Annotated in this window: 12 protein-coding genes and 2 pseudogenes; 2 read left to right on the top strand and 12 right to left on the bottom strand. The window is 37.4% G+C overall.

The window, feature by feature from the left end:
* The first annotated feature begins 48 nt into the window (after positions 1–48).
* Positions 49–522: a regulatory protein RecX gene (locus Q5W13_RS06795; RefSeq protein ID WP_155597906.1), complete on the top strand. Its 474-nt coding sequence runs from the start codon at positions 49–51 to the stop codon at positions 520–522.
* Between the two features lie 13 nt (positions 523–535).
* Here the strand turns inward: Q5W13_RS06795 and Q5W13_RS06800 are convergent, their stop codons facing one another.
* From Q5W13_RS06800 to bioA, 7 genes and pseudogenes are all read right to left on the bottom strand, one after another.
* Positions 536–1,033 (bottom strand): DUF6646 family protein, encoded by a 498-nt coding sequence (locus Q5W13_RS06800; RefSeq protein ID WP_155597905.1) that lies wholly within the window; start codon positions 1,031–1,033, stop codon positions 536–538.
* A gap of 42 nt (positions 1,034–1,075) precedes the next feature.
* A pseudogene (locus tag Q5W13_RS06805) lies at positions 1,076–1,932 on the bottom strand (cupin-like domain-containing protein).
* Between the two features lie 67 nt (positions 1,933–1,999).
* Positions 2,000–3,095 (bottom strand): annotated as a pseudogene (bioB, locus tag Q5W13_RS06810) (biotin synthase BioB).
* A gap of 140 nt (positions 3,096–3,235) precedes the next feature.
* A complete protein-coding gene (locus Q5W13_RS06815) occupies positions 3,236–4,672 on the bottom strand; it encodes a flotillin family protein (protein WP_155597902.1) in 1,437 nt (478 codons plus the stop codon).
* A gap of 5 nt (positions 4,673–4,677) precedes the next feature.
* Entirely contained in the window at positions 4,678–5,256 is a 579-nt protein-coding gene (locus Q5W13_RS06820) for a hypothetical protein (RefSeq protein WP_155597901.1), read from the bottom strand.
* 67 nt (positions 5,257–5,323) lie between these two features.
* Positions 5,324–6,508 carry a beta-ketoacyl synthase N-terminal-like domain-containing protein gene (locus Q5W13_RS06825; protein WP_304445808.1) on the bottom strand — a complete coding sequence of 395 codons (1,185 nt, stop codon included), beginning with the start codon at positions 6,506–6,508 and terminating at the stop codon, positions 5,324–5,326.
* 9 nt (positions 6,509–6,517) lie between these two features.
* Positions 6,518–7,819, bottom strand: coding sequence for an adenosylmethionine--8-amino-7-oxononanoate transaminase (bioA, locus tag Q5W13_RS06830; RefSeq protein WP_304445809.1), 1,302 nt, complete (start codon positions 7,817–7,819; stop codon positions 6,518–6,520).
* 75 nt (positions 7,820–7,894) lie between these two features.
* On the opposite strand from bioA, the gene Q5W13_RS06835 reads away from it, so the two are divergent.
* Entirely contained in the window at positions 7,895–9,367 is a 1,473-nt protein-coding gene (locus Q5W13_RS06835) for an ArnT family glycosyltransferase (protein WP_304445810.1), read from the top strand.
* Positions 9,368–9,512: 145 nt separating this feature from the next.
* Here Q5W13_RS06835 and bioD read toward each other — a convergent pair whose 3' ends face one another.
* The 5 genes from bioD to Q5W13_RS06860 form a co-directional block, all read right to left on the bottom strand.
* Positions 9,513–10,136 carry a dethiobiotin synthase gene (bioD, locus tag Q5W13_RS06840; RefSeq protein WP_304445811.1) on the bottom strand — a complete coding sequence of 208 codons (624 nt, stop codon included), beginning with the start codon at positions 10,134–10,136 and terminating at the stop codon, positions 9,513–9,515.
* An 18-nt stretch (positions 10,137–10,154) separates the two neighbouring features.
* Positions 10,155–10,520, bottom strand: a complete 366-nt coding sequence (locus tag Q5W13_RS06845; RefSeq protein ID WP_304445812.1) for a putative signal transducing protein — start codon at positions 10,518–10,520, stop codon at positions 10,155–10,157.
* A gap of 1 nt (position 10,521) precedes the next feature.
* Positions 10,522–11,673, bottom strand: coding sequence for an aminotransferase class I/II-fold pyridoxal phosphate-dependent enzyme (locus tag Q5W13_RS06850; protein ID WP_304445813.1), 1,152 nt, complete (start codon positions 11,671–11,673; stop codon positions 10,522–10,524).
* Between the two features lie 63 nt (positions 11,674–11,736).
* Positions 11,737–12,330 (bottom strand): hypothetical protein, encoded by a 594-nt coding sequence (locus Q5W13_RS06855; protein ID WP_304445814.1) that lies wholly within the window; start codon positions 12,328–12,330, stop codon positions 11,737–11,739.
* A gap of 127 nt (positions 12,331–12,457) precedes the next feature.
* Complete coding sequence (locus Q5W13_RS06860; protein ID WP_304445815.1) at positions 12,458–12,931, bottom strand: hypothetical protein; 474 nt, start codon at positions 12,929–12,931, stop codon at positions 12,458–12,460.
* Between the last annotated feature and the right edge of the window lie 17 nt (positions 12,932–12,948).

Genomic DNA, 12,948 nt, shown 5'->3' on the forward strand with positions numbered 1-12,948 from the left:
ATGCATCAAATTGTACTTTTGAATTATAAAGCGCCAAGCAAAATTAATATGAACGAACAACGAGCTTATTCCATAGAGGAAGCCAAAAGAAAACTTGAAGGTTATTGCGCCTACCAAGACCGTTGTCATAAAGAAGTGGTCACTAAACTTCGCGAAATGCGCATGATACCAGAGGCCATAGACCAAATTGTGGTTCATTTGATCAACGAAAATTTTCTTAACGAAGAGCGCTTTGCTCAAAGTTATGCCCGAGGCAAATTTTCGATAAAGAAGTGGGGTAAAAAACGTATTGTTAGCGAACTGAAGCAACGCAACATATCAAAGTATAACATTACCACCGCACTTAAAGAAATAGACCCTGAGGACTACCTAAGTACGTTAGACGCTCTAGCAGAGAAGAGAATCTCCCAGATAACAGAGCGCAACCCAATAAAACGAAAGAAAAAATTAGCCGATTACCTTCTATACAGAGGATGGGAAAGCCATTTGGTCTACGAAAAACTAAAAGAACTAGTGCCGTAGCACCAACCCGATACTAAAGGAAGTTAAATACTGCCCCTATGTTCACCATAAACTGATTGTGCAATTTTTCAGCAGGTTCTAGATTTTCAGTTTTATACTTGGCTATTGGAAAGCCAAATTCCGTAAAAACACCAAGCCCATCAGAAAAGAAGAAACGTGCGCCCATATGAAAGCCAAAATTCTTAAGACCTAAATCTAGTCCAGGATAGATATCAACCTCATCACCCAACCCTATTATATTACCCAAATGCGCACTAAAACGCGCCTTTGCATCAAAACGTTCCCAAGTACTGGCAGACACACTTTCATTTATTCCTAAAAGGTAAGTAGCAGTTGCCCCTATTGATATATTTTCACCAAGGCCATAATCATAAGAAGTCATTATTCCTGTACCGTTGCTCTGCAAATTAGCCCCTACTTGAAATTTTTGATCATCCCTGCCATCATAAGCCTGTGCAGAAAGATAAGTTGTTGAAAGAAGTAAGCAAACAGATAGAATGTAGAATTTCATTATAGTATTTTTTTTAAAAGAAAAAGGATATCATAAAAATTATTAAGACAAGAGTTTAGCGGTTCGCTCAATTGCCTTTTTATTCTTTTTATCTATCCATTTCTGACCTTGTAATTTTCGCATTAATATATCAAAATTACGCATTATGAAAACATTATAGAGCCCCTCTGCAAAATTTATAGGATTCTTTGGCCACGACCTTAAACTCATTGAAAAATAGGAGTTTTATACTGCATATAATGCCAATATCCTTCAGGCATATAGAGCACTTCCCCATGATTCAATTCAGTTTTATAACCATTGGCTTTTTTTAGCGCAGGCCATTTGTTATAATCTGGATTTGTAAAATCTATACTCTCGTGTGTTATTAGTGAATGAGGCACTTTGTAAAGATGCTTGGTTTCTGAAGGAGCAAATAAAATACACTCCTTTTTTCCCTCAAAATGAAAATGAAAGATATTGGACATATCTATATCATAATGCATAAAAGTATAGGAATCGGTTCCACCAAAAAAGAGCATTGGAAGCTTCTTTTTTAGCCTTAATCCAAAATCAGGGAAACTATAATCTTTCTGAAGCTGAGGAACTTCTTTCAAAATATTCCAGAGAAAAATGCGGTATTTAGTAGGCTTTGCCTTTAGAAGGTCCACATACTCGGACATCTTCATTTTGGCATGGGGTTCGTTAAAACCATCTTCATGGTTAACGGGCCGATCATCGTAAAGCGGCACCTCCTTGTCACCGGCAACTTCTTTGATATAATCTAGATTCCACTTTTCAAAAGCGGGCCAATTTTCTATGGCACGCTCTATCACCACAGGTTTCTGCGGTTTAAAATAATGTTCTAAAAAGTCTTCCTTGGTAATTGTTGATACCCTTGGAATGGCTGCTAGCTTCAATGGAAACAGAATTCGATTTAAGCCGCAAATTTAATTAACCTTAAGTAAAGATTTACTTAAAATTAAATTAATCTACTACTTTGCTTTTTGCCTTTGCCTCTTCGTTACGCTCAATCTTATGCCCAGGTCGGCTCCATTTTGGCTTCTCGCCTAAAGGTTGCAACTTAGATTCTGAAGCTTCTACCGTCTTAGGCTGAGAAACTTTTGTAAAGGGTTTTTGAGGATTTAAACCTAGTTGTTTAAACATCTCCATATCCTCATTCACATCTGGGTTTGGAGTAGTCAACAACTTATCTCCTGCAAAAATGGAATTGGCACCTGCAAAAAAGCACATAGCCTGTCCTTCTCTACTCATTTCCGTACGACCCGCAGACAAACGCACTTGCGTTTCTGGCATAACAATACGCGTAGTAGCTACCATACGAATCATATCCCAAATAGAAATAGGGTCCATATCTGCCATTGGCGTACCTTCTACCGCAACTAATGAATTTATTGGAACTGACTCCGGCTGCGGATTCAAACTAGCCAAAGCAACTAGCATTCCGGCGCGATCCTCTATCTCCTCGCCCATACCAATAATACCACCGCTACAAACGGTTACATTACTCTTGCGAACATTATCTATGGTATCTAACCTATCTTCAAAAGCACGGGTAGAAATAACATCTTTATAATAATCTTCTGAAGTATCTAAATTGTGATTGTAAGCGTACAAACCTGCTTCTGCCAAACGGTGTCTTATGGTTTTCCGTTAGCATACCCAACGTGCAGCAAACTTCCATATCTAGCTTGTTAATGGTACGTACCATTTCCAATACTTGATCAAACTCTGGACCATCTTTTACATTACGCCATGCAGCGCCCATACAAACTCGCGAACTACCAGAAGCCTTTGCTCTTAGTGCTTGCGCTTTTACATGCGAAACTTTCATAAGGTCATTACCTTCAATATCTGTATGGTAACGTGCCGCTTGCGGACAATAACCGCAATCTTCCGGACAACCACCAGTTTTTATAGAAAGTAAAGTAGAAACCTGAACCGTATTTGGATCGTGATGTTCTCTATGAATTGTAGCTGCATCGTAAAGCAACTCCATTAAAGGTTTGTTATAAATATCAAGAATTTCTTCTTTCGTCCAGTTATGTCTTGTTTCGCTCATAGTCTTTTTGAAATCTCGGCGTAAAAATAACCTTTCTAAAATTGAAATTCCAAATTAGTATGGATAATCATGTTTCAGACCATAAAAAAAGCCTGTCGAAATATATCGACAGGCTTCTGTTTTGTAAGATGAAAAAAGAATTATTTCTTATCGCTTTTCTTTTCAGATGTAGCTGACTTTGTCTCTTCTTTGGCTGTTTCCTCAGTAACATCTTTACCTTTTAAATATTCAGGCAATTGCATTCCTGCCATATTGAACATTTCCTGTAAAGGTGGAACCGACTTATACATTCCTGATATAAAGTTTGCCGTAGATCCTTTTCCGTCAGCCGTCTTGGCTCCAGAATCCCAAACGGTTACTTTATCAATTTTAATATTCTTTATCGCCTCAGCTTGAGTTTTTACCAGCTCAGGAAGTTTATCAGCTACCAATAAAAGAACAGCATCTTTAGGACTGTCTCCTGCAGCTTTAACGATTTCATCAAAACCTTGTGCCTGTTTGGTCAATATTTCAAATAAACCTTGTGCTTCGGCTTGTGCTTTAAAGAGAATTGCATCAGCTTCACCTTTTGCTCTTCTACGAATCATTTCAGCCTCGGCTTCAGCATCAATTTCAACTTTCCTTTTATCTATTTCAGCTGGAACAATTATATCTGCCATTTGTGAACTACGAACACGTTCCGCTCTAGCAATCTCCGCATCTTTTTCAGCGGCATATGACTCTTCCAAGGCTTTTGCCGTTTGTACTTTCTCTGATGCAATTGCCGTTCTTTCTGCCTCTGCCTCTCTTTGACGACGCAACGAATCTGAATTGGCCACATTAATTTTCGCAAGGTTTTCCCCTTCTACTGCCTGCGCATTGGCTGCAGCTACCTGAGTACGTTCATCTTGGACTGCATTGGCCTCACCAATAGAACCATCTCTAGTTTTCTCTGCAACAGATTTTCTTGCTGCGTTAATAGCATGTGCTGCTGCTTCTTTACCCAAAGCTTCTATGTACCCAGATTCATCAACAATATCCGTAATGTTTACGTTGATGAGTTTTAAACCTACTTTCTTTAATTCCGACTCTACACTCTGTGAGATATTGGTCAAGAACTTATCTCTATCCGAGTTAATTTCCTCAATATCCATAGAAGCAACCACCAAACGTAATTGACCGAATATAATCTCCTGAGCTAAATCCTGAATTTCATTTTGACCAAGACCTAAAAGGCGTTCTGCCGCATTTTGCATAATTCCCGGCTCTGTAGAAACCCCAATTGTAAATCGGGAAGGCACATTCACACGAATGTTCTGTTTACTTAATGCATTTACCAGATTAACTTCTATGGAAATAGGAGTTAAATCTAAAAATTGATAATCCTGAATTACGGGCACAATAAATGCCGCACCACCATGAATACATTTTGCGGAATTCCCGCCTCCAACTTTACCGTAAACCACAAGAATACGATCTGAAGGACAACGCTTATACCTTCGTATAAATGCTATTATTATGATAAAAAAGAAAAGAATTGCAAACCCAATTGCAAGCAATGAGGCACTTCCTGCCAATTGTAATGGTAATACGAACATGTTGGTTAGTTATTTAAGAGTTGAACAATTAATATTCCGTTTTCAGTAACATCCTTGACCTTTACCACATCTCCTTGGTGCAAGTCTTTATCTTCTTCGGTAAGCGCTTCAAGTTCTCGTAAAGTACCTTGTACACTTATACTCACCTTTCCTATATTAGACCTATTAGCACCTATTGTCAGATACACTTCCCCAACTTGGTTTAGGGCATTTTTAAGTTTCAGGGTTCCGCTACTTTGTAATTTGCTCAAATAGTAGAACAAGGCTGCCATGGCAAACATCATCAACAACCCACATATGACCGAGATTAAAACCGTAATGCCTCTTGACAAACCTGAATCTAGACAAGCAATACCTGACCATCCGAAAATGGTAAAAAAACCAACAAGATTCTTAAAAGATAAAAATTGAAAGTCAATACCGGTATCCCCATCTATTTCTGTATCAACATCCGCATCTATTTCATCCATCTCCCCCCCAATAAAGGTGAGTAACAATAAAATAATAAGAATTACGGATGCTATAAGAGCAGTGACCCAGTAGATTTTCTCGAATAATGTCATCATTTCGAACCCTAGTTCCATAAGCTACAAAGTTAGGTTGGCGACTAAAGATAAGAATTATCTTACCTTAAACTAATTCGAAAGAGGACTATACGTTGTGTGACAATAAAATAGAAACTGCATTACCACCAAATCCTACTGCATTTACCAGTACTCTCTTAAGTTTTCTTGGTGCTGAAGAATCTGCAACAAATGGTACTTTTATCACTTGTTGGTGCTGCAACATCAAGACCGCCAATTCTATGCTTAACGCTCCCGAAGCTCCAAAAGTATGCCCTACTTTCCATTTATTTGTAGTCAAAAATGGCAGTTTGTTACAAAAAACTTTTTCAATTGCCTTATATTCAGATATATCACCCTTAATTGTTCCAGGTGCGTGCATTACAATAGTATCTATCTCATCGGGGTTTATTTCTCCCAATGCCATTTTCATAGAACTTTGAAAACACTCCGCATCTGTAGAAATAGAAATATTATGGCGTAAGGGTTCTGTAGCATAACCTACACCTTCAATAATAGCCAAAGTCTTTTCATTTACACCTTTCTCCAAGCATATTACAGAAGCACCTTCTCCAAGAATCATGGTGCTTTTTTCCTTTTCAAAATCCAACGCACGACTAGGATATCCTGCATTTCCTTCAGAAGCATTCTCCGTTTTATATTGAGAATAAATTTTGAGTGCCTTCATCTGCGCAATAGTAAAAGGTGTTAAGGGCGCTTCACTACCGCCTACCAAAAACTTATCTGCCATTCCACTTCTTAGCCACGCCACTCCATTTAAAACTGCATGTAGCGCCGTAGAACAGGTAATAGAATGTGATATCTCCGGACCTTTTGACTTTAAATCGTGAGCTACCCAAGAAGAGATATTTCCCAACGTAGTGGTGGGTGATGAAAGTGTTGCTGTTCTATTATTTTCTAGAAACTCTTTATGATATTTTTCAAAGAGTGCCGTAGCACCTCGGGACGATCCAATATTAATTCCGAAATCATCGCCTGCTTTCCAACCTGCTTTCGCTATCGCGTCCCTTGATGCATAAAGCGCAAACAAGACCGAATCATCAAGACTTTTGTATTTATTATCTGAATTCCTAAGTTCTTCTATTTCTTGTTTTGAATCTTTGGACAATGAGGCGGCCCATTCAGTAGCTTCGCCAAAAGCTTTCTGTTCAAAAAAGTGATTGTTTTGGAGGTAGCTTGCCCAGGTCTCTTCAGATGTTTTTCCTAAAGGAGAAATTGAGCCTATTGCGGTAATGGATATTGGTTCTTTCAAGCGGAAAATTTAAATACTGTTCAGTAGATCTTCTATGGTAGTATATATTTTCTCTAGCTGTTCATCGGTAATGACGTATGGCGCAGAAATATAGATTGTACTACCCAAAGGCCGTAAAAATACCCCATTATTCATGAAATGCTTGAAAATTTGGTCGCGTAAATTCCCGTAACGTTCCATTTTCACATTAAGGTCTAACGCGTAAATAATTCCGCATTGCCGTGTACGCGCCACTTTTTCATGATTCTTTATTCTAGAATCAAATTCTTGGTGTGAGGAAATTACTCTTTTAATGCTGTTTTGAATCTCTTCCGATTGCAACAACTCCAACCCGGCCAAAGCTGCAGTACAGGCTAAAGGGTTTCCTGTATATGTATGACCATGGAATAATCCCTTTGCCAAATCATCACTATAAAACGCATCATAAACTTCTTGTGAGCAACTCGTAATTGCCATAGGAATTAGACCTGCCGTTAATGCCTTAGACATACAAATGATATCTGGTTTGGTATTTATATAATCCGAAGCAAAAGGTTTTCCAGTTTTACCAAAACCAGTCATCACCTCATCTGCAATGGTCAGTACACCATGCCTTTTCAAAAGTTTTAAAATGCGGTCAAGGTTTTCAGCCTTGTGCATTTTCATTGCCGCAGCACCTTGTACCAAAGGCTCATAAATAAATCCCGCAATATGATTCTGTTGCAACCTAATTTCTAAATCTGAAAGAATCTCTTCTATATTTTCATTGCTAGGAACAACAATCCGCTCTACGTCAATAAAAAACTCCTCAAAAGGACCATTATAAACAGATAGCCCTGAAACGGACATAGCACCAAACGTATCCCCATGAAAACCTTCTTCAAAAGCAAGCATCGTTTTGCGCTTTCTACCTTGGTTAAAATGATACTGCAAGGCCATTTTTATACCGATTTCCGTTGCCGTAGAACCGTTATCGGAAAAGAATAATTTTTCTTGATTCTCAGGTAATATCTTAATCAGCTCTTCGGAAAGTTTTACGGCTGGCTCATGGGTAAAACCACTGAACACCACTTGATCTAGTTTTTGCATTTGCGCATAGACCCTATCCGTAATATACTTGTTACAATGGCCATAAGCACTTGTATACCAAGATGCGATACCGTCTATATATTCTTTTCCATTCTCATCATACAAAACAGCACCTTTCGCCTTAACAATTCCCAACATTTCAGGATGCAATTTATGCTGTGTTAATGGGTGCCAAAGATGCTTACTATCTCTAACAGATAGACTTTCAGTTACTTGAATTTCTGACGCGTTTGCCTTCTTCATAATGCAAAGATGAGGAATTAAAACTTTTTTTTTGAAGTATTTTGTTGATCTTTAGCTCAGAAAAATCTATAAAACATGAAGTTTTTTGATGCCGGATTTTTACAACCGACCAATACCAAAAATATATACCGGCTATCGTTTTTAATTATCATCCTTTACACGATATCCCTTTTTTACAATTTATACCTTGCCCCTCTGTATTCGGAAGAACCAAGGCGTGCTTTAGTCGCACTTGAAATGTTGTTGAACAATAATTTTATTGTCACTACCATCCTAAATGAAACCTTCTATGACCACCCACCACTTTGGAACATTGTGCTTGCCGGAAGCATAAAACTCTTTGGCTATAGCACTTTTGCCCTCCGCTTTCCTTCCGCTTTTTCATTTCTACTCACAGGAATTATTACGTTCTATATGGGAAGAAAATATATTGGGGTAAAATTTGGGTTGCTAAGCGCGCTCTATTATCTGGTATGTGCAGACCTTTATTTTTACTTTAGCCTAACTGCAGAAATTGACATCTTTTATTCGCTTTTAGTCATCCTGAGCATTTTTAGTGTTTTTCACTTTTATCAGCAAAAGCGATTCTACCGTCTATTTGGATTTGCTTATTTTTTTATTACTCTGGCCTTCTTAACCAAAGGATTCGCATCTTTTGCATTTATAATTATTACACTGGGTGTTTATCTTTTGTACAACAGAGACCTAAAACTTCTATTTTCTTGGCCACATATCTTTAGTGCCGCCTTATCTGCCGCTGCCGTTTATTTCTATTTTTATATCTACGGAAGTTATGAAGACCTAGGAAAGTATATATCCGAAATGTGGGGGCTAACGCACCAACGAACCTTACTAGGTGACCGTTTTAGCGGAATTATAAAACACCTTATATTTTACCCTCTTAATTTTGTTGCAGTCATTTTTCCCGCAACCTTGTTTCTGTTGTTCATTTGGAAAAAAGAACAGATACGCAACATAAAGACACAACCTTACTTGATTTTTTTAGTTATTACTTTTATTGCAAACTTTTTAGTTTATTGGATTTCATATGGAGCAAGGATGCGATATGTTTATATGTTTTTCCCTATGGTGATAACCGTACTCACTTACCCTTTGTTCCTTCAACTTGGTGATATTAACTGGAAACATAAGACTTATCACATGTTTTTTACGGTGATAATGATCATTGCGGCTCTGGCTTGTTTCGTAATCCCGTTCATTGGGTTTTTCTCAATTTTACCACACCTGAAATTCACCATGCCACTTTTTGGTTTGTTGCTGATTACGGTTCTTATATTTCACCACAAAACTATTGGCTACCCCAAGCATCTATTTGTCATTGCATTTATTGTGGTTTGCAGATTGGCTTTTGACCATGTTGCCCTTCCATTAAAAGCATTGACTTCTTCTAGCGCACCAAATGAAGCATATGCTGATAACATTCACAAAATAATTGGAGACGAGGCACCTTTGTATCTATTTACCAGGAAAGTTTACGCAGACATATTCAAACACCCTTTAAATTTTATGAAACGGCATCATTTCTAGAAATGTCCCGAAAAAAAGTAGTTTCCAGAACGGACCAATGCGAATTGCCCGGTTATTACATTTTTAACCGGCAAAACCTAGAAGGTAGAAAACCATTATATGAGTTCACGATAAGTAAAGTAAACCTAGCCTTGGTAAGAATTGATTAAGATTGAAGCGTTTTTAAGATTGGCGCAAATTTATCAGCATATTTCTTGATTACGGCCTTGTCAAAAACAAGCTCTTCATCAATACGACCGATTAACGATACACCCGTTTTGTGTAGAATAATATTTTCAGTCTCCGGGTTTTCCTTTCCGCTAAAGAGCACAGAAACGTCATATCCTTTTTGTTGCAACCAACCGATTGTTAAAAGCGTATGGTTAATACTCCCCAAATAATGTCTTGAAACTACTATAACATGATAGGTTGGCATAATGATATCTAAAACTGTATCATTTTCGTTCAGGGGCACCAAAATACCGCCTGCACCTTCAATCACTAAAGAATTATCAGTTTTAGGCTCCACTATTTCTAGTCGGTCTATTTTAACCCCATCTCTTTCTGCAGCAGCATGCGGACTCATAGGAGTTTTCAGCTCGTAACGACTTTTATGAATAACCGTTTTATCATTTGAAATTAGCGACCTTACTTTGTCACTATCCGTGTCATCCAAATCGCCGGCTTGAACGGGTTTCCAATAATCAGCCTCAAGAGCTTCCGCTATGATGGCCGAAGCTATAGTTTTTCCTACTTCGGTAGATATTCCTGTCACAAAAATTTGCTGCATGCTATTGAGGTTTTGTTATCATGTTACAATGTAGGCATTTGTATTTTTTTCCTCAAAAAAAGGGAAAAGTTTATATAAAATTCCTTTTCTGTTATAATACACCTCTGATTTTTGCATTTTACAATTGGGACAGACAATCAATTTACCATTATCATCCAAGGCGTAAGCCCTAATTTCATTATATATTTCAATAGCCTTTTCCTTGTCTTCTGTATATACCTGTACTTTCACTCCACCTATTGCGTTGCTGATCATAGGGTCAGAATTCAAAGTAAATTCATCTTTGAGAAAAACAGGAATACCTTCAGACTCTAATTTGCCTTTTAGTATTTGAACATCAGAAGGGTATTCAAAAGATGCTATTGTATAGAATTTCTCTTTCATATTATATTGCGCTACTCACTATATCTAGCAAATTATCCATCTCTTTTTCAGTATTGAAACTATGCAAGCAAATCCGCAATCGTTCCTGACCTTTTGGAACGGTAGGCGAAAGAATTGGGCGAACATCAAAACCTTTTTCCTGAACAACCTTTGCCATTTCCCGTACACTATCATTACCCGAAACCAAACAACAGTGAATAGCAGAATTACTAAAAATGAATTGGGTTTGCAATCCTAAGTCTAACAATTTATTGTTGAAATAAGAAATGTTATGTTTCAGCTGTTCCACTTCATTTACCTGATTTTTTAGATAATTATAAGTCGATAAAACAGAAGCTACAGAATGCGGCGGAAGACCTGTTGTATAGATAAAACTTCGCGCAAAATTTATTAAATAAGATATTAAATCTTCGTTACCAAGAATTGCTGCACCATGACATCCAATACCTTTACCAAAAGTAGTCAGACGAGCAAACACCTTATCTTGTAAGTTTAATTCTTGAACCACTCCCTCGCCATGTTCTCCAAAGACACCTATGGCATGAGCTTCATCTACCACTAAATGACAATTATAAGTTGCGCATATATCTGCAAACTCTTTTAAATCAGGAGTATCTCCATCCATGGAAAAAACAGATTCCGTGACTACATAAATTTGTGCGTCAATCAAGTTTCGACTTCGCTCATCCTGACATTTAGCGAGTAAATCTTTCAGATTGTTATGTTTAAACTTGTAGCTCTTGGCATTACCCATTCGTATACCATCACGAATACTAGCATGAATATACTCATCAAATAAAACAATATCTCCCCGCTGCGGCACCGAGCTAAAAAACCCAATATTGGCATCGTAACCCGAGTTAAAAACCAAAGCAGCATGCGCTTTGTGAAATTTGCAAAGTGTAGTCTCTAATGTTTGATAAAGTGCATGATTTCCCGAAAGCAATCGCGAGCCCGTTGCCCCATTTTGCAAAGTATTATGTGCCTCTAAGAGGTGTGGCACTTGTCCTAAAATACTTTGGTTACGTGAAAGCCCCAAATAATCATTTGATGAAAAATCTACTAGATTATTAGGATTAGGCAAGCTTCGCAATGCATTAGCATTAGTTCTATCGCTTAGCTTTTTCGCTAATTTGTTGGGCAATTTAACCATAACCCAAATGTAGCATCTTTGAGTGAGATACTATGTATTGACTTTAAAGTTCAATCAAGACTATTATTGTTCTAATACCGTAAACTCTAATATAGCTTTGGTTTCATCTGTAAACCGGTGCTCTATATCCAGGTTTATCTTTCCGTAGGTGTAATAGTCATATTGATTTCTAAAATAAACATTAGAAAAATCAAGTTTAAAATCCCCGCTTTCCGCCAAAACAATCCCCACTTTTGATTCGTAAGCATCCTTTGTTTCGTTCAATTGGGCAGCAACACCATTATTATTATTATAGTAATAGTAATCTGAAATATATGACCCTGTAGTAATTAGGTATTCTGAATCTATATAAACGGTTCCAAACGAGTTTGAAAATTCAGAGAATTTCTGCAAATCAAATCCATAACCAAATTCTTCATCTTTTGTGGTTTCGTAAACATCCAACAGTTCATTATTATATCCATCCTCCTTTAGGTATCTACTAAATTTCTGTGTAAAGAACAGTGTATCCCCCACCATATAATTAACCTGATTATCTATGTTAAATGCATCAGTTGTAGTTACCCTTATATCACCTGATGAATAGCTATCGTCATCAGAAAAACAACCAATCAACAAAAAACTCACCAGTAAAAAACATATGTGTTTTGTACCCATAACCACAACTTTTAAAATCTATATCCTACTTTTATTCCGGTCCGCACCAGAGCTCCGTTCAGAAGAAAAAAATCTACATTAAAATTAGTTCGTATTCCCAATTGTGCCTCTAATACCATCTTCTTTTTCAATAAAAGAAATCTGTATCCATACCCAGCCCCAAGACCTCCAACGGTATATGTTTTGGTACCAATAGAATAAACACCATATCCTTCTTCATTGACATTTCGTAAATATCCGCCAGATTCATCAACTTCAGCAATGGAACCAAAAAATTCAAAAAAATGGCTCTTCTTTGAGCTCCGTTTAAATAAAACCGCACAAAGGGTGTTATCTCATAGTTTGTAATACGGTCGTAATAGCCAGAAGAATCAGTACTAAAATCCGAAAACCCCTCTCCATAGATTGCTCCAGACAAACCTATCGCCCATCTATTAGCTACTGTGCGCTCATAACTCAAATCAAAACTCTGCACCAGCGGTAATAAGAGATTGGTAAAAATTTGATTATTGTATTGGGCAATATCTATTTCTTCTTGTGCTGAACAAAATGTGATAGAACTAAGGAAACATAAGATTATAAAACCTATTTTTTTCATCATAGCAATTTGGTCATTAC

Origin of the sequence: Zobellia laminariae, assembly GCF_030553095.1 — a bacterium.
Lineage (GTDB): Bacteria > Bacteroidota > Bacteroidia > Flavobacteriales > Flavobacteriaceae > Zobellia > Zobellia laminariae.